The following is a 19,351-nucleotide window of genomic DNA, read 5'->3' on the forward strand; positions in this document are numbered from 1 at the left end:
CCCCCATTCAGCCCGAGGTCGCGCGGTCCCGCACGTCGGACGGCACCGCCAGCAGGGCCAGGAGCCCGGCAGCCAGCACGAGCATGATGCCGAGGATGCCCCAGCGGTCGTCCCCGCCGAGGAAGGCGCAGAGGCCGAACAGGGCGGGGGAGAGGAACGAGGCCGCCCGGCCCGTCATGGCGTAGAAGCCGAAGTTCTGGCCCTCCAACCCGGGCGGGGTGAGCCGCACCAGGTAGGTGCGTGCCGCCGACTGGGCCGGACCCACGAACAGGCACAGCATCAGGCCGAAGACCCAGAACATCGCCATCCCGTCGACGACGAGCAGCACCAGGCCGGCGACCAGCATCGCGCTCAACGAGACGACGATCACGGCGCGCGGACCCCGGACGTCGTCCAGGCGCCCTGCCACCAGGGCCCCCGCGGCGGACACGACGTTCGCGGCGATGCCGAAGATGATGACGCTCTCGTCGGTGAACCCGTAGACGGACACCGCGAGCACGGCACCGAAGGCGAAGACCCCGGCGAGCCCGTCGCGGAAGATCGCGCTGGCGAGGAGGTACTGCAGCACGACACGGTCCTCACGCCACATGCGGGCGATGTCCCGGCCCACGTCGCGGTACGACTGGGCGATGCCGACCTTCTCCGCCGGGCTCGCCGACGCGGGGAGCTCGGGCACGACGAGCAGGACCGGCACCGCGAAGACGGCGAACCACACCGCCGCGAGGATCGCGACGACACGGATGTTGAGACCGTCGTCGGTCGAGACGCCCAGCAGACCGCCGTCGCCCGTGATCAGTCCGAAGAAGCAGATCAGCAGCAGGACGATCCCGCCCAGGTAGCCGAAGGCCCAGCCCAGGGCCGAGACGCGACCGACGTTGCCCGGCGTGGAGACCTGACGGAGCATCGCGAAGTAGGGCACCTGGGACAGCTCGAACAAGATCTCGCCGACCACGAGCAGCAGCAGCCCGAGCCAGAGGTACGACGCGTCCTCGCGGACGAAGAACATCAACGCCGTGACGACGACGACCCCGGCGGTCAGGAAGCCCAACGACCGCCGGCGACCGCCGCCGGCGTCGGACCGGCGTCCGGTGACCGGGGCGAGCACCGCGATCACGACGGAGCCGGCGGCGACCGACCACGCGAGCCAGGTCGCGGCCGAGATCGGGCCCTCGAGGTCGTCGCCGACGCCGTCGACCAGGTAGACCGAGAAGACGAACGTGATGATGACGGCGTTGAACGCGGCCGAGCCCCAGTCCCACAGGCTCCAGGCGAGGACCTGTCGGCGGGTCGTCGCGGTCGCCACGGCGTCGGTCACGGGCTCGGCCATCAGTTCTCCCAGGTCCCGAGGGCGACGAGGACGTCGCGCAGCGTGTCGGTGCGGTCGGTGAAGATCCCGTCGACGCCCAGCCCCACGAGGCGCTCGATCTCCGGAGGTGTGTCGATGGTCCAGACGAGCACGCCCACGCCCGTGGCGTGCGCCGCGTCGACGAAGCGCCTCGTGACGACCGGGATGCCCTTGCGGGTGGCGGGCACGCTCAGCCACCGGTATGCCGGGCGGCGGCGCGCCGCCGGCACCAGGAGGGCCTCGATCACCTCACGGCGCGAGGCGGCGGTCTCGACCTGCGGCAGGCGCTGCCGGATGGCCATGGTGCGCCGGTGGTCGAAGCTGCCGAGGCAGACTCGGTCGACGGCACCGAGCCGCTCGACGACCCGACAGGTCTCCTCGACGGCGTCCGGCGACTTGACGTCGATGCTGAACCAGGCGTCAGGGTGCGTCCGCAACACGTCCTCGAGGCGGGGGATCCGGGCGCGTGCGTCGAGCAGGAGCTCGTCGACCTGGGTCGAGTCGAGGTCGGCGACGTGCAGGCGCTGCCCAGTGAGCCGGTGCAGCTTGACGTCGTGGCACGCGTACGCGACGCCGTCGCGGGAGGTGACGACATCGGTCTCGAGGTGCCGGTAGCCCAGGGACGCCGCGTGGGCGAAGGCCTCGAGGGAGTTCTCGATGCCCACGTTGGTCGCCGTGAGACTTCCGCCGCGGTGGGCGATCGCCATGGTCACGGCTCCCACGCTAGGGCGTCGCGGGTCAGATGTCGCGGAAGGTCTCGATCCGCGCGCCGAGGGCGTTGAGACGCTCGGCGAGGTCCTCGTAGCCACGGTTGATGACGTAGACGTTGCGCAGCACCGAGGTGCCCTTGGCCGCCAGCATCGCCAGCAGGATCACGACCGCCGGACGGAGTGCCGGCGGGCAGACCATCTCGGAGCCGCTCCAGTGGGTGGGTCCCTCGACCAGCACGCGGTGCGGGTCCATCAGGGTCACCTTGGCGCCGAGCTTGTTGAGCTCGGTCAGGTAGATGGCCCGGTTCTCGTAGACCCAGTCGTGCAGCATCGTCTGGCCCGTGGCGGTGGCGGCGATCACGGCGAAGAAGGGCAGGTTGTCGATGTTGAGGCCCGGGAACGGCATCGGGTGGATCTTGTCGATCGGTGCCCGCATGGGCGAGGGATGGGTCGTGACGTCGACGAGTCGCGTCCGGCCGTTCTCGGCGAGGTACTCCGGGCTCTGGTCGTAGCGGAAGCCCATGTCCTCGAGCACCGCCAGCTCGATCTCCATGAACTCGATCGGCACGCGGCGCACCGTGATGCTCGACTGCGTGACGATCGCCGCGGCGATCAGGCTCATCGCCTCGATCGGGTCCTCGCTCGGCGCGTACTCGACGTCGCGGCTGATGCGCGGCTTGCCCGTGACGCGCAGGGTCGTCGTGCCGATGCCCTCGATCTCGACGCCCAGCTCGAGCAGGAAGAAGCAGAGGTCCTGGACCATGTAGTTCGGGCTGGCGTTGCGGATGACCGTGACGCCGTCGACCCGGGCCGCGGCCAGGAGGGCGTTCTCGGTGACGGTGTCGCCGCGCTCGGTCAGGACGATGGCCTTCTCGGGCACGTGCGGCGTGGCGTCGGCGTGGTAGCTGCCCTCGGTCGCGACGACCTTGAGCCCGAAGTGCTTCAGCGCGGTCATGTGCGGCTCGACCGTGCGGGTGCCGAGATCGCAGCCGCCGGCGTAGGGGAGCTCGAAGGTCGACTCGCGGTGGATCAGCGGGCCGAGGAACATGATGATGCTGCGCGTGCGCCGGGCCGCCGTCTCGTCCATCTGGTCGAGCCGCAGCTCGGCCGGGACGACGAGCTCGAGGTCGTTGTCGGCGTTGAGCCAGCGCGTGCGGACGCCGATCGACGACAGCACCTCGAGCAGCCGGTTGACCTCCTCGATCCGCGCGACCTTGCGCAGCACGGTGGTGCCCGCGTTGAGCAGGCAGGCGCACAGGAGCGCCACGCCGGCGTTCTTGCTCGACTTCACGTCGATCGAGCCGTGCAGCTCGATGCCACCGTGCACCCGCAGGTGGCTCGGTCCCGAGGAGCCCACGTTCACGAGCCCGGAGTCGAGCGCGCTGCCGATCCTGGCGACCATCTCGAGGGTGAGGTTCTGCGACCCCTTCTCGATCCGGTTGACGGCGCTCTGGCTGCTGCCGAGCGACTCGGCGAGCTGGGCCTGGGTCTTGTTGGCCCGGACGCGGGCGTCGCGGATCATGGTACCGATGCGCTTCAGGTAGTCGTCAGTCACCGCGCCAGCGTATCTCGCATATGAGATACGACAAGCTCACGCCGTCGGCGTGTCCCGCGGGGACGTCAGTGCCAGCGCCACGCCGACGCCGACGAGGGCCACGACGCCGCCGGCGATCCCGAGCGGGCCGACCTCGACCGCAGGGTCGATCACGTCGAGCACCTCCGCCGTCACGACCTGGCCCGCGATCATGCACAGCCCCAGCACGAGCACGCCGTAGGCGTGCACCGCGATCGCCGCGACCATGATGAAGCCGATGCCGAGCACGCCGCCGAGGTAGAGCCATCCCGTCGTCGGCAACGTGCCGACCTGCCCGTCGACCAGGAACGAGGCGGCGAGCAGCACGAGCAGCGCGGTCGTCCCGACTAGGAAGTTGTTCCACGTCGTGGCGGGGGAGCCGACGACCTTCGACACGCGGCCGTTCAGCGCCTGCTGGACCGCCTGGGCGACGCCCGTCGCGAAGGCCAGGACCGCCAGCGCGAGCGTCAGCCACGTGGCGCCGGTCTCGATCTGGTCGAGGGCCTTGAGCAGCACCGCCACGATCGCGAACGCCGCCGCCACGGCCCGACCGGCGGAGGCCCGCTGGACACCGCCGGGGCCGAAGCCGATGTGGTCGACGGCCAGTGAGCTCAGCGACTGGCCCGCGGTGAACGCCACGATGAACAGGGCGACGCCGATCGTGCCGACCGCGATGCCCTGGCTCGCGACGAAGAACGCTCCGCCGAGCCCGCCGAGCAGCTCGTACCACCGCAGTCGCTTGACGGCGCGCGCGTGCGCCAGCCTCCGCATCGACGTGCGGCCCGCGGGGGTGGTCACCACGGCGACCGAGATGACCGCGAGGCCGCTGCCGAAGCTGATGACGGCCGCCAGCGCCCCGGCCCGCAGACCCGAGCCGATCTCGTCGGCGAGGGCGCCGTTCACGCGGGACTGCAGGGCCACCAGGGCACCGGCCAGCACCATGAACGGGACCATCGCGGCCCGTGGGAAGGTCGGTGTCACGCGCTGGCGTCCGCGAGGTCGACCGCGGTGCCGTCGGTCTGGTCCAGGCGGCGCACGTCGTCGACGCCGCCGTGGTTCACGACGTGGTTCCAGTAGATGTCGTACGCCAGCGCCGAGATCGTGCAGTCGTGCACCGGGAAGGCCACGCGTGGAGCCACGCGGCGCAGGAAGTCGACCGTCTCGGAGACCTTGGCCCAGGGCGCGCCGAGGGGGAGGGCGAGGACGTCGACGCCGTCAGGAGTCGTCGCGTAGCTGTCACCGGGGTGGAAGAGCGTCGGCTCGCCCGGCGCCGTGACGAGGATGCCCACGTTGTCGACGATCGGGAGCGACGGCAGGATCTCGGCGTGCTGCCGTCCCGCGGCGCGCAGGACCAGGTCTCCGAGGTCGTGGCGGTCACCGTCGGTGTGGGCCTGCCATGGGCCGCCCAGCTCGCCGGCGGTCATCGGGTCGGCCAGCAGCAGCGCCTCGGGACTCGCTGCAAGAAGCGTGGGGACGCGGTCTCGATCGACGTGGTCCGGGTGCTGGTGGGTCACGACGATCGCATCGAGGTGCTCGAGTCCGAAGGTCGCCGGCGAGCTGAAGGCACCCGGATCGATCAGGACCCGGCGGCCCGCCGCCTCCACGAGCACGGCCGCATGTCCGAAGCGGGTGATCTGCACCGGTCCATCATGCGCTCAGGCGCCCAATCGGCCGACGTCCGGGGCGTCGTCGCCGAAGTAGCGGTACATCTGCTCGTCGCGGTAGGCGCGGGCCCAGCGATCGATCCGCCGACGCCCCCACGCGGTCCGCACCAGCACGCCGTACCGCCAGAGGTTGCCCGGCACCACCAGGGCCGTGGCCCACGGCAGGCGCACCGGGAGACCCAGGTCGGCCAGCCCCCGTCTTCCCAGGAAGGGGCGCAGCATGCTCAGCAGGCGGCGCGGCGCGTACCAGCGGCGGAGCGCGCCGAACCGCCGGAAGTGCAGGTCGGCCTGCGCCTCGACGATCGAGCCTGCGAGCCGGGCACCGGCTTCCGTCACGTCGTCCTGGGCGAGCAGCACGTGGTAGTTCAGCCGGTGCTGCTCGCGCTCGGTGTCGAACAGCCAGTCCTCGTCGACGCCCATGACCCAGCCGACGTACTTCCAGAGGTGCATCACGGCCCGCGACTCCTCACGGGTGACCGTGACGCCGAGGGTCCGGACACCCAGCAGGAGCGCGCCGGTGAAGAGGCCCAGCGTCGCGGCCTGGTCGGTCTGGTTGATCGGACGGCCCCAGTGCGCCGCGTCCCACTCCGGGCGGGCGTCGAACCGGTGGTTGACCAGTGCGTGCATGAGGCGCACGTGGGCCGTGAGCCTCCACCCGGCGCCGTCCCGACGCATCGCGTCGTGCTCGGTCACGGCGATGCTCCACGCTTGCGTCTCGGCGAGCCGGCGACGCGTCATGTCGCCGGTCAGGCCCCCGGTGGCGACGAGCAGGTCGGTCGGGCCGCCGAAGCGGTAGCCACCGATCAGGGACAGCTGCAGCAGGACGTCTCCGGCGTTGCGTCCGAGTCGCCGATAGACCTCGCCCCCGCGATTCATGAGGTCCACGTCGACCCAGTCCGGCGTGTCCTCCACGGTGGCGAAGAACTCCCGCAGCGCGCGGGGTGCTTCCGGAACGGCGTCGATGCCGTGCGCCAGCGCCCGGTGGAACTGGTCGAGCCGGACCTGGTCGTCACCCTTCGACCGGATCGCGGCCGCGAGCCGTGCGCCGGGCTCGTCGACGGTCCAGAACCGCTCGCCGATGCGGGTCATGAGGTCCTCGTCGACCTCGCGCACCCGACCCACGACGCGGAGCATCTTCCCGATGGCGGCACCGCGAGCCTCGGCAGCCCGGAATCGGGTGGGGGGCGCGGGGTGAGCGACGCGGCCCGTGACGTCGGGGAGCAAGGGTGCTGACATGCCGGCAGCGTGACACGAGCAATTACTCGCATACAATTCGCGTCATGACGACGTCACGCCCCGGACTGCGCAAGTCCCCGCAGCAGGAACGGTCGAAGCACATGGTCGACCGGATCGTCACCGCCGGCCGTCAGGTCCTGACCGAGCACGGCTACGAGCGCGCGACGACGAACCGGGTCGCCGAGGCCGCCGGCATCAGTCCCGGATCGCTGTACCAGTACTTCCCGAACAAGGAAGCCGTGCTGTCGGCCGTGGTCGACGCCTACTCGAACGAGATCACCGAGCAGCTCACCGCCGTGGTCACTGAACGCCTCGACCGGCCACCGCTCGAGCTCATGCGGGCCTCCTACGAGGGACTGCTCGAAATCCTGGAGGCGAACCGCGAGTACGTGCGCCTGATGACCCGAGAGCTGCCCCGTGCTCGCGTCGCGCCGCATGTCGACCAGATCGAGCGGCGCATCAGCGAGCTGATCGGGGCGTACCTGGCGGTCTCGCGGCCGACCGACCGCGTGCAGCCGGCGGTCTCCGCGTGGCTGCTGGTGCGCATGGTCGAGCACCTCTGCGTGCAGTGGGTCCTGGAGGAGCCGGGATTCTCCCGGGAGACGCTCCTGGACGAGCTGATGCTCCTCAGCGCGGCGCACCTGGCACCCACCTGACGGGCCACCGGCTCCGAAGTCCCTACATGTCGTTCCTCGCCGATGCCCAGGCCGTCATGACGGGCGCGACCGCGCGCCTCACCGTGCACTACGGCCGGGACCGGGTCTTCGCCGGCGGCGACCTTCCGCAGCCAGAGCGGTTGAAGATCCCGACCCGCCACGGCCGGGTCCGGTGCGAGGTCTACAGCGATCCCGCGCGGACCGTTCCTGCCCCCGTGCACGTGCACCTGCACGGCGGCGCGTTCCTCATGCGGTACCCGCGGATGGACGACTTCTGGTGCCGCTACCTGGTGGCCGAGGCCGGCGTCACGGTCGTCAACGTCGACTACGACGTCGCCCCGCGCCGCCGCTATCCCGTGGCCCAGGAGCAGGCCCACGACGTCCTGGCCTGGGTGCAGCAGAACGGCGACTGGGACCGGACCCGACTGACGGTGAGCGGGTTCAGCGCCGGGGGCAACCTCGCGGCGTCCGCGTGCCTCCAGGCGGCCGACCTCGGGACCCCGCTGCCCCGACTCCAGCTGCTCGGCGTGCCGTCGCTCGACGTGTCCACGGTCGACAAGCCCGCGGCCGCTGGCGCCATGATCTCGCCGGCCGTGATCGACCTGGTGCGCAAGACCTACTTCCGCGACGTCGAGCGGCGGACCGAGCCGTACGCATCACCCTTGCTCGCAGCGACCCTCGCCGGCCAGCCGCCCGCGTTCGTCGTCACCGCCTCCCGTGACCGCCTCCGGGCGGAGGCCGTCGCCTACGTCGCCCGGCTCGAGGCCGCAGGCGTGCCCGTCGAGCACCTCGACCTGCCGGGCCGCGACCACTACTTCCTCGACGGTCCGGCCGAGGACGCCGGGCGCGCGATGGCGACGATGGCGGCAGCCGTCGCGAACGCCTGACACGATGGCGCCATGACGACGCCCGAGCGCGAGGTCCTGACCTGGGATTTGTTCGGCACCGCGAGCCGGGAGCTGGCCACGCTGGTGCACGACTCGGGCTTCGCGCCCGACGTCGTGCTCGGCATCGCCCGGGGCGGCCTCGTGCCGGCCGGGGCGATCGCGTACGCCCTGGACTGCAAGAACCTCTTCGCCCTGAACGTCGAGTTCTACACCGGCGTCGGCACGACACGGGACGCGCCGGTGATCCTGCCGCCGTTCCTCAACGCCGCCGACCTGGACGGCAAGAGCGTCCTCGTGGTCGACGACGTCGCCGACAGCGGCCGCACCCTGGAGCTCGTCGTGAGCTTCTGCCGCGGGCACGGTGACGACGTGCGCACCGCGGTGCTGTACGACAAACCCGCGTCGGTCGTGGCTCCCGACTACACGTGGCGCAGCACCGAGCGATGGATCAACTTCCCGTGGTCCGAACCTCCGCTCGTCGACCGCACCGGGGTCCTCGACGTGTGAGGTGGTCCGGATCGGGCAACACTCGAGGCATGAGTGACTCCGCCACCCCCGTCCCGACCACCCAGTTCCTCGCCGAGGGCCTGCACGACTGGGTGCTGGCCGATCGATGGCTGCACGCCCGCTTCGCGACCCCGGACTTCGTGACCGGTCTCGCGCTCGTCGTCGCGATCGGCGATGCCGCGGAGACCGCGAACCACCACCCGGACGTGATGCTGCGGTACGGCCACGTCGAGGTGCACCTGCGCAGCCACGACGTCGGCGACCTGACGACGCGGGACCTCCGCCTCGCCCACCGAATCACCGAGCTCGCGGCCGAGCACGGTGCCGAGGCCAAGCCCTCCGCCGTCACGCTGCAGCTGCTCGCTCTCGATGCCGCCGACCTCGAGGCGGTCGGTCGCTTCTGGTCGGCCGTCTACACCGGCTCACCGGACAACGTCGACGGCAACGACGTGGTCGATCCCGACACGCACGAGATCCTCCTGTGGCTGCAGGCGACCCAGCCGCACAGCGAGCCGCCTCAGCGCTTCCACGTCGACCTCTGGGTCGCGCCCGAGGTGGCGCCCGATCGCATCGCTGCGATCCTGGCCGCCGGCGGGACCCTGGTCAGCGAGGACGAGTCGCCGTCGTTCACGGTGCTGGCCGATCCGGAGGGCAACAAGGTCTGCATCTGCACCTGTCTGGAACGCCAGCCGTGAGTCACGAGGGCGACGAGGCGGTTCGGCTCTTCGAGGCCGCCGGAGAGCACGACAGCGCCGGACGCGAGGTCGAGGCAGCCGCCCTGTACGAGCAGGCGATGAGCCTCGGACTCGACGAGGACAGGTCGGCGCAGGCGACGATCCAGTACGCCTCGACCCTGCGGAACCTCGGTCGAGCGGAGGAGGCCGTGGTCCCGACGCTTCCGCGCTACCAGCGCTCCGTCGCCGCCTACGGCGTCGCACTCACGGACGGGGCAGACGAGGCCCCATGACGTCGGCGCCCTCGAGCTCGGCGACGACCTCGCGCACGGCGTCGGTGACGGCTCCACCCGGGCGGCTCCGCATCCGGTCCGAGGCCCGCTCGAGCACCAGCACGGCGTTCCAGGAGAGGGCGGAGGCGACGATGTCGTCCTCCGGTGCGCCTCGCCGCTCGGCCAGCGCTGCCGTGAGGGCCAGATGGGTCTGCATGAGCCAGTCGAGGAGCCGCCCGTGCATGCGGGGGTTCTCCTGGATGAGGTCACGGATCCGGCCCGAGTGGACCAGCTCCTCGTCGCTGAAGGACACGAACTCCAGGAGCGCCTCGCCGAGCGCCAGCTCAACCGGCTCATCGCCGGGTCGAGCCCGGACCAGCTCGGCCAGCTGCCCCGGCTCGCCGAGGTAGGAGGTGCCGAGGAGCTCCTTGGTCGGGAAGTACCGGTAGAGCGTGGACAGACCCACCTCCGCCGCGACCGCGACCTCTTCCATCGTGGTCTGCTCGTAGCCGCGCTCAAGGAAGAGCGTCATGGCCGCGTCGGCGATCCCGTTCCGCGTGCGTGTGGCATTCGTCTCGCGCAGGCCCATGGGCACATCCTAGGACTCAATGAGAGACTGTTCCATGGTGGGATGAACTTCCACTTTCCGACGTCTGTCCTCGAGGGAGATTCCCATGGCCTGGAACCTGTACCGCCTCGGACGCTGGAGCTTCCGGCACCGCTTGCGCGTCATCGGCGTCTGGGTCCTGCTCCTGGCCCTCGGTGGCGCGGGCGCACTCTTCCTGTCGGGCCAGACCGACGACTCCTTCCAGCTGCCGGACACCGAGTCCAGCCAGGCCTTCGACCTCATCAAGGAGCGCACCGACGTCCAGGCCGACGGCGCGATCGCCCGGATCGTGGTGTCGAGCGACGACGGGGGAGCGCTGGACCAGGGCGTCGTGACCGGCGCACTCGAGCAGGTCCGGACCGACCACGTCGCCTCCGTCACCGATCCGTTCACGACGGGCACGGTCTCCGAGGACGGGACCACGGCGTACGCGACCGTCAGCTACGACCGCACGGGCCCGGAGCTCGACGCGGCCGACCGTGACGCGCTCGACGACGCGGTGGCCGAGCTCGAGGACGCCGGCCTGACCGCCGCGGTCGGCGGAGACGCCGCAGAGACGCCCGCCCTGAGTCACCTCTCGGAGGTCATCGGCATCGCGATCGCGTTGGTCGTGCTGGCGATCACGTTCGGCTCGCTGGTCGCGGCCGGGATGCCTCTCCTCACGGCGGTCGTCGGCGTGGGCCTGGGCATCATGGGCGTGTTCACGCTGACCGGGTTCCTCGACCTGTCCTCGGTCACCCCGGCACTCGCGAGCATGCTCGGCCTGGCCGTGGGGATCGACTACGCCCTGTTCATCATGTCGCGCTTCAAGCACGAGGTCGGTCAGGGACGCGACCTCGAGGACGCCGCCGGGGTGGCCGTCGGCACCGCCGGATCGGCCGTCGTGTTCGCGGGCCTGACCGTCATTATCGCGCTCGCCGGGCTGTCGGTCTGCGGGATCTCGTTCCTGACGCAGATGGGTCTCGCGGGGGCCGCCACGGTGGCGATCGCGGTGGTCGTGGCCCTCACGCTGCTGCCCGCCCTGCTGGCGCTCGTCGGCAAGCGGATCACCTCGGGCCACGTCCCCGGCCTCCACGACATCGAGCCCGGCGCGCACGAGCGCACGGCCGGCCACCGCTGGGTCCAGCTCGTGACGCGCCACCGCGTCCCGACCCTCGTGCTCGGGATCGCCGGCGCGATCGCCCTGTCGATCCCCGTCGCGTCGATGGAGCTCGCGCTGCCCGACGACGGCTCCCGCCCGGCCGACAGCTCCCCGCGCCAGGCCTTCGACCTGATCGCCGAAAACTTCGGCGCCGGGGCCAACGGCCCACTGACGGTCGTGGTCGACACCGCTGGCGCCGACGATCCCGTGGGTGCGGTCGACGCCGCCATCGCGCAGATCGCCATGATCGACCGGGACGTCGCGGCCGTGGTGCCCCCCGTGACCGATCCCAGCGACGCCACGGCGGTCGCGACGTTCCAGGCCCAGCTCGAGCAGGTGCGGTTCGCCACCGTCACCGTCGTCCCCGAGAGCGGACCGTCGGCGGAGGAGACCAAGCAGCTCGTGCGCGACATCCGCACGGGCCTGTCCGGCCTGGAGTCCGACACCGGCGCCGTCCCCTACGTGACCGGACAGACCGCTGCGGGTGTCGACATCGCCGAGACCCTCAGCGACGCGTTCCCGGTCTACCTGGCCGTGGTCGTCGGGCTGGCCTTCGTGCTGCTCGTGCTGGTCTTCCGGTCGGTGCTGGTGCCCCTGAAGGCCGTCGTGGGCTTCCTGGGCTCGGTCGGCGTCTCGCTCGGCGCCACCGTCGCCGTGTTCCAGTGGGGCTGGCTGAGCAACCTGATCGGCATCGACACCGAGTCACCGGTCGTGTTCATCCTCCCGCTGCTGCTGACCGGCATCCTGTTCGGCCTGGCGATGGACTACGAGGTGTTCCTCGTCTCGCGCATGCGCGAGGAGTTCGTCCACGGGCGCGGCGCGCACGAGTCCGTCGTGACCGGCTTCACCCACAGCGCCCGCGTCGTCACGGCTGCGGCCCTGATCATGACCGGCGTGTTCGCAGGCTTCGCACTCGGTGACGACATCATCATCAAGACGATCGGCTTCTCGCTGGCCGTGGGCGTGATCGTCGATGCCTTCCTGATCCGCATGACGCTCGTCCCCGCGCTGATGTCCCTCGTGGGCCGGCCCATGTGGTGGTTGCCACGCTGGCTGGACCGGGCCCTGCCGAACGTCGACATCGAGGGCGAGTCGCTCGCGCGCGAGCTCGACAGGCCGGGAATGGCTGACGCTCCTGCGCGTTGACACCTGCGTGAAGAAGATCGGTTTCCTGTCCTTCGGCCACTGGTCCGACACGCCCCACTCCCAGACACGTTCGGCCTCCGACGTCCTGCTGCAGTCGATCGACCTCGCGGTAGCCGCGGAGGAGCTCGGTGCCGACGGCGCGTACTTCCGGGTGCATCACTTCGCTCGCCAGCTTGCGTCGCCGTTCCCGCTGCTCGCCGCCGTGGGAGCCCGGACGTCGCGCATCGAGATCGGCACCGGCGTGATCGACATGCGGTACGAGAACCCGCTCTACATGGCCGAGGACGCCGGGGCAGCTGACCTCATCTCCGGCGGCCGGCTGCAGCTCGGCATCAGCCGGGGGTCACCGGAGCAGGTCGTCGACGGCTACCGCTACTTCGGCTACGCGCCCGCGGAAGGCTCGACCGACGCCGACCTCGCGCGCACCCACGCCGACGTGTTCCTGCAGGTCATCCAGGGTGGCGGCTTCGCCGAGCCGAGCCCGCGACCCATGTTCCCGAACCCGCCGGGCCTGCTGCCCATCGAGCCACAGTCTCCCGGGCTGCGCGAGCGCATCTGGTGGGGTGCCGGCAGCCGAGCCACCGCCGAGTGGACCGCCGAGCAGGGCATGAACCTGATGAGCTCCACCCTGCTCACCGAGGACACCGGTGTGCCGTTCCACGAGCTGCAGGCCGAGCAGATCCAGATGTTCCACGACGCCTGGAAGACGGCCGGCCACGAGCGGGCGCCGCGCACCTCGGTCAGTCGGAGCATCTTCCCGATCGTCGACGAGCGCGACCGCGCCTACTTCGGCGGGTCGGGCGGCACCGACCAAGTCGGCTACATCGACGGGGGAGTGGCGCGCTTCGGCAAGACCTATGCGGCCGAGCCCGATCGTCTGATCGAGCAGCTCCGTGAGGACTCGGCGGTCGCCGCGGCCGACACGCTGCTGCTGACGGTGCCGAACCAGCTGGGCGTCGACTACAACGCCCACGTGCTCGAGTCGCTGCTCACGCACGTGGCTCCCGCCCTCGGCTGGCGCTAGTCGGCCCGTCGGTAGCGCACGGCGATCGCGCCGTTGCTCAGCGGATCCGCTGACACGAGGTCGAGACGCCGGATGCTGGGCAGGCCACCCTGGTGGAGGGTGGGCCCGTGCCCGGCGATCCGGGGGTGCACGAGGAACAGGTACTCGTCGATGAGGTCCAGCCGGTCCAGCTCGGTCGCCAGCGCGACGCTCCCGAGCAGCACGCCGTCCGGAGTCCTGTCCTTGAGCTCCTGCACGGCGGTGCGGAGATCGCCCTGGAGGTGGTGGCTGCCCGTCCAGGGGAAGTCGCTGCGCGTGGTCGACACGACGTACTTGGGCTTGGCCTCCAGCTTCTCGGCCCACTCGCGGATCGCCGGGGGAGCGTCGACCTCGCCACGGGCGACCAGGGGCCAGTAGCCCTCCATCAGCTCGTAGGTCGTGCGACCCCAGAGCATCGCGCCGGCCTCGTCCATCAGACGGGTGAAGAGCGCATGCGTCTCGTCGTCGGCGATGCCCGCCTCGTGGTCGACACACCCGTCGAGGGTGACGTTGATGCTGTAGGTGATTAGGCCCATGGGCCGAGGCTAGGTGATCTTCTGCGCGACGAGTAGGCCTTGGGGCCGCGCAGGCGGGTCGTGACGCGTCTGCGCGCTGGTGACGGTCAGCCCGGCCGTCTCCACGACCTCGGTCAGGGCGTCGACGGACCAGTAGTAGGCCGTCACCACGGCGTGGTCGAAGGGCTCGCGCGCCGGCCCGTCAAAGAACCCGATGGCGAGGCTCCCGCCCACCCGGAGGCGCAGGGCCATCTCGCGGACCGCCCCGTCGATCCCGGCGGGGTCAGTGTGGATGAGCGAGAACCACGCCAGGACGCCGCCGAGGCTCTGCTCCGGCACGCCCAGGGCCTCGGCTCGACCGAGTCGGAAGCGCGCCGTGGGATACCGCCTGCGCGCGTCCTCGAGGAACGTCTCGACCGGATCGATGCCCTCCACGTCCACCCCGGCCTCGTGCAGGAAGCTCGTCCACTGACCCGGCCCACACCCGACGTCGAGGATCGGGCCGTCGACGGAACGTGCCCACGCGAGGATCGCCGCGCGATCCGTCTCAGCGGCGTGCTCGATCCGACCGACGACCTCGACGTACTCCGCGGCACGGCGGGAGTACGCCTCCCGCACCCGGTCGATCGTCACCGCGCCACCCTAGGCGGCGTCGTCGAGCTTGAGCTCGATCGTGAGGGCGCGTCCGGGTCCGGTGTCGCGGAGGTGGTCCAGGAGTGCGGGTGTGATGTCGTGGCCTTTGTAGGCGTGGTGCGGTTTGCATCGCCATCGCAGGTTGCTGCCCCGGGTCGGCCCTTCGGGCCACGGAACGTGATGGTCGAGCTCGCACTTGTCGGCGGGGACGAGGCATCCGGGTGTGGTGCATACCCCTGATCTGAAGGTCAGGGCCCGCCGGAGGATGTCGGGTGGGCTGTAGCCCTTGTACTCGTGGGCCAGGACGTCGGCGGTGATGGGATCCAACAGCATGCGGTGCCAGAACGCCTCGCCGGCGAACGCTGACTCCAGGAGCCAGTCGGTGGGCACCTGCCAGGACCCGTCAGCGGCCTCGACCGGTCCCTCGACGGCGCCGGTGAGGACGGCGGCGTCGATCGTGACCGCGATGTCGCACCGCAGGCCGGGGGTGCCGGGCAGGTGGTCGGTCGGGGCCGAGGTCAGCACGTGGACCAGCAGATCGGCGCGGCGTTGCGCGTGCGACCGCTTGATGCCGTCGGCCTTGTCGGTGCTTTGGTGGGTCTTGGCGAGTCGTTCGAGGCGGGTCTCGATCGCTGCGGCCTGGTGCGAGGGCAGGTAGGCCTGCAACCAGGCCATGCCGTCGTCGGTGTGCTCGACCCGCACGTGCCGCTTGGCCCGTTCGGTCTCGGCGCGCTCGTGGGTCAGGTCGGCCTCGACCCGCGCGACGAACCGGCGCAACCAGCGGCGCAGCTCGGCCACGGTGTGGGTGCGGGCATAGGGGACGGCTTCGTCGTCGAGGCGTTGGCGTGAGTCGTCGCGCTCGAGCTTCTCGATCGTCAACGAGATCTCCCGCACCCGGCCGGCGTCGAGGTGTCCGCGACCGAACGCGGCCCAGACCTTCGGCGCGTGCTCGATGACCCGATCGGCCGCAGCAAGACGGTTGACGACCTGCCCTTCCGACATTCCCGTCTCGGACGCGATCTGCAGGGTGACGGCCGAGCCCTCCAGCATCTGCCGCATCGGCGTGGCATCACGGCGCAACCGGGTCAGCGCACCATCGCGGTACCCGACCATCGCCGCCCACTCCGCAGCCTCCGCCTTCGCCCGCTCCCGCGTGACGCGACGCAGGTCGCGCAACGTCGGGAACGAGGAGGAGGGCATGCCCTCATGCTACTCGAACAGACGTTCGATGCCAAGACCGAAAGGTCGAAATCTCCTGCGATGCAGGGGGCACGACAACGCTCGTCCGGGCATCGGAGCCCGGTCGATAGGCTCGAACCGTGACGATCCACGCGAGGCAGGTGGGGAAGACCAGCGAACGCGTCGTCTTCCTCCACGGACTCTTCGGCCAGGGCAAGAACTTCACCCAGGCGGCCAAGGCCCTGCGGCCCGATCTCACCTCACTGCTCGTCGACCTGCCCAACCACGGCAAGTCGACGTGGACCGACCGCATCGACTACGCGGAGATGGCCGACGCCGTGGCCGAGTTCCTCCGCGCGGGCTTCGCGGCGAACGGTCCCGTCCACCTCGTGGGCCACTCGATGGGCGGCAAGGTCGCAATGGTCCTGGCCCTGCGGCACCCGGAGCTGATCGACCGGCTCGTCATCGTCGACATCACCCCGGGTGACAGCGACGGCGCGGGGGAGTTCGAGCACCTGCTGGGCAGCCTCGTCTCGATCGACCTGGCGACGATCGATCGACGCAGCAAGGCCGACGAGGCCCTGCAGGACAAGATCCCGAGCCCCACGATCCGCGGTTTCCTGCTGCAGAACCTCCGGGCCGGCGACGACGACCGCTACAGCTGGCAGGCCAACCTCGAGGTCCTGCGTCGTGACCTGGCGACGATCGGTGGATTCCCCGAGCTCGACGCGACGTTCGACCATCCCGTGCTCTGGATCTCGGGGGAGAACTCGCCGTACGTGCAGGAGGAGGACGAGGAGCGGATGCGCGAGCTGTTCCCCCGCACGCGACTCGTCACGATCAAGGGCGCCGGGCACTGGGTGCACTCGGAGCAACCGGAGTCGTTCGTGTCAGCCCTGCGCGTGTTCCTGCTGGCCTGACCGAGTCACCGGGCCGCGCCGCACGAGGACCGCGACCACGACCACGAGGATCAGGGCGGTGAGCGCCACCGGCACCGGGATCAGCGGATCGAGCAGCACGAGCAGCGCTCCCGACGGGACGACCACGTTCACGACCCGGTCCGCGTGGTCGCGGATCGCGATCCACCAGATCCCCAGGACGAAGATCGCGATCGGGACCGACACGGTGAAGGTGGCGGCGACGGCACTCAGCTTGCTGTGGTCGGTCAGCACATCGATCTCGACCTCGATGCCCGCAGACAGCGCCCCGGCCGCCGCGAACACGAAGTAGTGCACGTAGCCGTAGCGGAGCGACTGCCCGAACGAACCGATGGCCTCGTGATGCGGCGGCCAGAAGTAGATCCACCACAGCGAGCAGGTCACGACAAGGGCGAGATTCGCGATGGCGATCAGAGGAACGAGGTCGGCGTCTCCTTCGAGTGCCTCGATGATGGCGTTCGACGATCCGAGCAGGCTCTCGCCCAGCAGGATCAGCGTGAAGAGCCCGTAGCGCTCCGTGATGTGGTGCGGGTGCCACGGGGTGGTCCCGCGACGTTCAGCCACGACGGGGACGGAGATCTCGGCCAGGAGGAGCACCACGAACAGCGCAGGACGCACCGACTCGGGCACCACCAGCAGGCTCAGCCACAACACCTGCACGGTCGCCACGCCGCCCGCGTAGGTGTACGCCGTCGAGCGCAGCTCGGGCGAGCCGTGACCCGCTCGCGTCCACTGGGCCACCATCGCGACCCGCATGACGACGTAGCCGAGGATCGCCAGCGCGTAGTCGCCGTCATAGAAGTCGTGCAGACCCACCGCGAACGTCAGGACCCCGCCCATCTGCACGAACGTCAGCACCCGGTAGAGCCAGTCGTCGACGTCGAACGAGGTCGCGAACCACGTGAAGTTCATCCACGCCCACCAGATCGCGAAGAACGCAGCGGCGTACGCGACCACGCCTTCCAGGACGTGGTTCTCGGTCAGGGCGTGGTGGAGCTCGACCGACGCCACGCTCACGGCGATCACGAACACGAGGTCGAAGAACAGCTCGAGCGGGCTCGCCGAACGACCAGCTTCGCGCGGATCGCGGGGCCGCATGGGCACGAGGCGCGACAGGCGTGCCGCGGGGGATGAAGAGGCGCTCACCTAGGACTCCGATCGACGCATGGCTGGCGATCCGATGGTCGGACCGCCAAAGATCATGGCAGGTCCGGGCGCGGCAGGGCCACGTCTGCGAGCCGGTCGTGTGGCCACGGCGATCCCGGCCAGAGTCAGCGCGATGCCGGCCAGCTGCTGCGGAGCCAGCCGCTCGTCGGCCACCAGCGCCCCGAGCGCGACACCGGCCACCGGGTTCAAGAGACCGATCACACCCACCGCGCCGGCTCGGATCCGTTGCAGGCCCGCAAACCAGCAGACGAAGGCCAGGGCTGTCGCGACGACCGAGGTGAAGGCGTAGCCGGCGACGGCTGTGGGCTCCACCGCAGGCGGGGAGCCCTCGACCGCAGCTGCTGCGAGCGTGAGGACCGTGCCTCCGGCGACGAGCTGCCAGGCAGTCGTGGCCAGCACCGGCGTGCCGTCGGCCCAGCGGGTGGCAGCACCGAACCGAAGGCCGACAACAGCAAGGCCGACGCGGACGCGACGACCCCGGCGGCCGACAGCTCGCCCCGGGCACCCCCGATCAGGAGCACGACACCGGCGATGCCGCCCACCGCGCCGGCGACGGTGCGCGCGGTCGGCCGTTGGTCGAGCAGCCACCACGCGAACCCGGTCAGCACCAGGGGAGCGAGGGCCATGATCGACGCGGCCACGCTCGACGGCAGGGCCTGCGCGGCGACGTAGACCAACAGGAAGAAGGCCCCGATGTTGACGGTGCCGAGCAGCAGGCTCCGCCACCACCACGACCCGCGGGGGAGTCGTCGCGCGAGGATCAGCAGGAGCAGTCCGGCGGGCATGGCGCGGATCGCCGCACCCCACAGGGGCGCGTCCTCCGGCAGGAGCTGTCGGGTCACGACATACGTGGCACCCCACGCGAGCGGCGCGACAGCGGTAACGGCCACCCATTTGGCTTCCATGGAAGATACATTAGCATTTCGCTTCCTCGGAAGATATGGTGCAACGATGAATGACCGCGTCGGACGCATCATGGGTCAATGGCAGGTCGAGCGACCCGACCTCGACGTCAGCCCGCAGGGGGTCATCGGTCGACTTCACCGCCTGGCCGACCGGCTCCGCGACGAGCTGGTGGCCGAGTACGTGCACCACGGGCTCGGCGAGGGCGAGTTCGACGTGCTGGCCGCGCTGCGTCGCATCGGCGATCCCTACGAGCTGGCGCCCGGCGAGCTGGCCCGCCACACGATGGTCACCACGGGCGCCATGAGCAAGCGGATCGACCGCCTCGAGGAAGGCGGCCTGGTCACCCGGCGCACCAGCGTCGGCGACCGGCGCGGGCGGGTCGTCGGCCTGACGCCCGCCGGGCGTGCCGTGATCGACGAGGCCTTCACGGCCCACATCGCCAACGAGCACCGGCTCGTCGCTCCACTCACCGACGAGGAGCGCGCCGACCTCGAGCGCCTGCTGGCCCGCTGGCTCGATGCCCTCGAGGGTCCCGAGCTCGTCTCGCGCTGAC

Annotated in this window: 21 protein-coding genes and 1 pseudogene; 9 read left to right on the forward strand and 13 right to left on the reverse strand. The window is 70.6% G+C overall.

Features of this window, described 5'->3' with window-relative positions:
• Positions 1–7 precede the first annotated feature (7 nt).
• The 6 genes from V6S66_RS07915 to V6S66_RS07940 form a co-directional block, all read right to left on the reverse strand.
• The gene (locus tag V6S66_RS07915) at positions 8–1,327 is read right to left on the reverse strand and encodes an MFS transporter (protein ID WP_334206203.1); all 1,320 of its coding nucleotides are present in this window, start codon (positions 1,325–1,327) and stop codon (positions 8–10) included.
• Entirely contained in the window at positions 1,327–2,052 is a 726-nt protein-coding gene (locus V6S66_RS07920; protein ID WP_334207240.1) for a glycerophosphodiester phosphodiesterase family protein, read from the reverse strand. The genes V6S66_RS07915 and V6S66_RS07920 overlap by 1 nt, the downstream gene beginning before the upstream one ends.
• 31 nt (positions 2,053–2,083) lie before the next feature.
• Positions 2,084–3,577, reverse strand: coding sequence for a UDP-N-acetylglucosamine 1-carboxyvinyltransferase (locus V6S66_RS07925; RefSeq protein WP_334207241.1), 1,494 nt, complete (start codon positions 3,575–3,577; stop codon positions 2,084–2,086).
• 69 nt (positions 3,578–3,646) lie between these two features.
• On the reverse strand, positions 3,647–4,609 hold the full coding sequence (locus tag V6S66_RS07930; RefSeq protein ID WP_334206204.1) for a DMT family transporter: 963 nt from the start codon (positions 4,607–4,609) through the stop codon (positions 3,647–3,649).
• A complete protein-coding gene (locus V6S66_RS07935) occupies positions 4,606–5,268 on the reverse strand; it encodes an MBL fold metallo-hydrolase (RefSeq protein ID WP_334206205.1) in 663 nt (220 codons plus the stop codon). The genes V6S66_RS07930 and V6S66_RS07935 overlap by 4 nt, the downstream gene beginning before the upstream one ends.
• Positions 5,269–5,283: 15 nt before the next feature.
• Complete coding sequence (locus V6S66_RS07940; RefSeq protein WP_334206206.1) at positions 5,284–6,528, reverse strand: oxygenase MpaB family protein; 1,245 nt, start codon at positions 6,526–6,528, stop codon at positions 5,284–5,286.
• 44 nt (positions 6,529–6,572) lie between these two features.
• Between V6S66_RS07940 and V6S66_RS07945 the strand changes: the two genes are divergently transcribed.
• From V6S66_RS07945 to V6S66_RS07965, 5 genes are read left to right on the forward strand one after another with little or no spacing between them, the layout of a single operon-like run.
• Positions 6,573–7,184: a TetR/AcrR family transcriptional regulator gene (locus tag V6S66_RS07945; RefSeq protein WP_334206207.1), complete on the forward strand. Its 612-nt coding sequence runs from the start codon at positions 6,573–6,575 to the stop codon at positions 7,182–7,184.
• A gap of 26 nt (positions 7,185–7,210) precedes the next feature.
• Complete coding sequence (locus V6S66_RS07950) at positions 7,211–8,071, forward strand: alpha/beta hydrolase (RefSeq protein ID WP_334206208.1); 861 nt, start codon at positions 7,211–7,213, stop codon at positions 8,069–8,071.
• Positions 8,072–8,083: 12 nt separating this feature from the next.
• Positions 8,084–8,578, forward strand: a complete 495-nt coding sequence (locus V6S66_RS07955; RefSeq protein ID WP_334206209.1) for a phosphoribosyltransferase — start codon at positions 8,084–8,086, stop codon at positions 8,576–8,578.
• A 29-nt stretch (positions 8,579–8,607) separates the two neighbouring features.
• Positions 8,608–9,273, forward strand: a complete 666-nt coding sequence (locus V6S66_RS07960; RefSeq protein ID WP_334206210.1) for a 4a-hydroxytetrahydrobiopterin dehydratase — start codon at positions 8,608–8,610, stop codon at positions 9,271–9,273.
• The gene (locus V6S66_RS07965) at positions 9,270–9,545 is read left to right on the forward strand and encodes a tetratricopeptide repeat protein (RefSeq protein WP_334206211.1); all 276 of its coding nucleotides are present in this window, start codon (positions 9,270–9,272) and stop codon (positions 9,543–9,545) included. Before V6S66_RS07960 ends, V6S66_RS07965 begins: the two co-directional genes overlap by 4 nt.
• On the opposite strand, the gene V6S66_RS07970 is transcribed toward V6S66_RS07965, so the two are convergent.
• Positions 9,517–10,113 (reverse strand): TetR/AcrR family transcriptional regulator, encoded by a 597-nt coding sequence (locus tag V6S66_RS07970; RefSeq protein WP_334206212.1) that lies wholly within the window; start codon positions 10,111–10,113, stop codon positions 9,517–9,519. The genes V6S66_RS07965 and V6S66_RS07970 overlap by 29 nt on opposite strands.
• 85 nt (positions 10,114–10,198) lie before the next feature.
• Here V6S66_RS07970 and V6S66_RS07975 point away from each other — a divergent pair, with 85 nt between their 5' ends.
• Together V6S66_RS07975 and V6S66_RS07980 are read left to right on the forward strand one after the other, a co-directional pair.
• On the forward strand, positions 10,199–12,418 hold the full coding sequence (locus V6S66_RS07975; RefSeq protein WP_334206213.1) for an MMPL family transporter: 2,220 nt from the start codon (positions 10,199–10,201) through the stop codon (positions 12,416–12,418).
• 7 nt (positions 12,419–12,425) lie between these two features.
• Positions 12,426–13,442, forward strand: coding sequence for an LLM class flavin-dependent oxidoreductase (locus tag V6S66_RS07980; RefSeq protein WP_334206214.1), 1,017 nt, complete (start codon positions 12,426–12,428; stop codon positions 13,440–13,442).
• Here V6S66_RS07980 and V6S66_RS07985 read toward each other — a convergent pair.
• From V6S66_RS07985 to V6S66_RS07995, 3 genes are read right to left on the reverse strand one after another with little or no spacing between them, the layout of a single operon-like run.
• Complete coding sequence (locus V6S66_RS07985; RefSeq protein WP_334206215.1) at positions 13,439–13,996, reverse strand: dihydrofolate reductase family protein; 558 nt, start codon at positions 13,994–13,996, stop codon at positions 13,439–13,441. The genes V6S66_RS07980 and V6S66_RS07985 overlap by 4 nt on opposite strands.
• Before the next feature lie 9 nt (positions 13,997–14,005).
• Entirely contained in the window at positions 14,006–14,608 is a 603-nt protein-coding gene (locus tag V6S66_RS07990; RefSeq protein ID WP_334206216.1) for a class I SAM-dependent methyltransferase, read from the reverse strand.
• 9 nt (positions 14,609–14,617) lie between these two features.
• Complete coding sequence (locus tag V6S66_RS07995; protein ID WP_334206217.1) at positions 14,618–15,808, reverse strand: HNH endonuclease signature motif containing protein; 1,191 nt, start codon at positions 15,806–15,808, stop codon at positions 14,618–14,620.
• 119 nt (positions 15,809–15,927) lie between these two features.
• On the opposite strand from V6S66_RS07995, the gene V6S66_RS08000 reads away from it, so the two are divergent.
• Entirely contained in the window at positions 15,928–16,707 is a 780-nt protein-coding gene (locus V6S66_RS08000; RefSeq protein ID WP_334206218.1) for an alpha/beta fold hydrolase, read from the forward strand.
• On the opposite strand, the gene V6S66_RS08005 is transcribed toward V6S66_RS08000, so the two are convergent.
• The 3 genes and pseudogenes from V6S66_RS08005 to V6S66_RS17025 form a co-directional block, all read right to left on the reverse strand.
• Positions 16,678–17,871, reverse strand: coding sequence for a low temperature requirement protein A (locus V6S66_RS08005; RefSeq protein ID WP_334206219.1), 1,194 nt, complete (start codon positions 17,869–17,871; stop codon positions 16,678–16,680). The genes V6S66_RS08000 and V6S66_RS08005 overlap by 30 nt on opposite strands.
• The gene (locus V6S66_RS17020; protein ID WP_442885897.1) at positions 17,872–18,483 is read right to left on the reverse strand and encodes a DMT family transporter; all 612 of its coding nucleotides are present in this window, start codon (positions 18,481–18,483) and stop codon (positions 17,872–17,874) included. It abuts the gene before it with no gap.
• Positions 18,462–18,869: pseudogene (locus V6S66_RS17025) on the reverse strand (EamA family transporter); the annotation flags it as partial. The gene V6S66_RS17020 and the pseudogene V6S66_RS17025, both read right to left, overlap by 22 nt.
• Here V6S66_RS17025 and V6S66_RS08015 point away from each other — a divergent pair.
• Entirely contained in the window at positions 18,844–19,350 is a 507-nt protein-coding gene (locus V6S66_RS08015) for a MarR family winged helix-turn-helix transcriptional regulator (protein WP_334206221.1), read from the forward strand. The pseudogene V6S66_RS17025 and the gene V6S66_RS08015 overlap by 26 nt on opposite strands.
• The last annotated feature ends 1 nt before the right edge of the window (position 19,351 follow it).

Source organism: Aeromicrobium sp. Sec7.5 (assembly GCF_036867135.1).
Classification (GTDB): domain Bacteria; phylum Actinomycetota; class Actinomycetes; order Propionibacteriales; family Nocardioidaceae; genus Aeromicrobium.

What these genes read in the sequence shown, in the direction of transcription:
- V6S66_RS08015 (WP_334206221.1), top strand. Translation starts at nt 18,844, where the DNA reads ATGAATGACCGCGTCGGACGCATCATGGGTCAATGGCAGGTCGAGCGA.
- V6S66_RS07925 (WP_334207241.1), bottom strand. Translation starts at nt 3,577, where the DNA reads ATGATCCGCGACGCCCGCGTCCGGGCCAACAAGACCCAGGCCCAGCTC.
- V6S66_RS07975 (WP_334206213.1), top strand. Translation starts at nt 10,199, where the DNA reads ATGGCCTGGAACCTGTACCGCCTCGGACGCTGGAGCTTCCGGCACCGC.
- V6S66_RS07945 (WP_334206207.1), top strand. Translation starts at nt 6,573, where the DNA reads ATGACGACGTCACGCCCCGGACTGCGCAAGTCCCCGCAGCAGGAACGG.
- V6S66_RS07985 (WP_334206215.1), bottom strand. Translation starts at nt 13,996, where the DNA reads ATGGGCCTAATCACCTACAGCATCAACGTCACCCTCGACGGGTGTGTC.
- V6S66_RS07915 (WP_334206203.1), bottom strand. Translation starts at nt 1,327, where the DNA reads ATGGCCGAGCCCGTGACCGACGCCGTGGCGACCGCGACGACCCGCCGA.
- V6S66_RS07995 (WP_334206217.1), bottom strand. Translation starts at nt 15,808, where the DNA reads ATGCCCTCCTCCTCGTTCCCGACGTTGCGCGACCTGCGTCGCGTCACG.
- V6S66_RS07920 (WP_334207240.1), bottom strand. Translation starts at nt 2,052, where the DNA reads ATGGCGATCGCCCACCGCGGCGGAAGTCTCACGGCGACCAACGTGGGC.
- V6S66_RS07940 (WP_334206206.1), bottom strand. Translation starts at nt 6,528, where the DNA reads ATGTCAGCACCCTTGCTCCCCGACGTCACGGGCCGCGTCGCTCACCCC.
- V6S66_RS07970 (WP_334206212.1), bottom strand. Translation starts at nt 10,113, where the DNA reads ATGGGCCTGCGCGAGACGAATGCCACACGCACGCGGAACGGGATCGCC.
- V6S66_RS07955 (WP_334206209.1), top strand. Translation starts at nt 8,084, where the DNA reads ATGACGACGCCCGAGCGCGAGGTCCTGACCTGGGATTTGTTCGGCACC.
- V6S66_RS07960 (WP_334206210.1), top strand. Translation starts at nt 8,608, where the DNA reads ATGAGTGACTCCGCCACCCCCGTCCCGACCACCCAGTTCCTCGCCGAG.
- V6S66_RS07950 (WP_334206208.1), top strand. Translation starts at nt 7,211, where the DNA reads ATGTCGTTCCTCGCCGATGCCCAGGCCGTCATGACGGGCGCGACCGCG.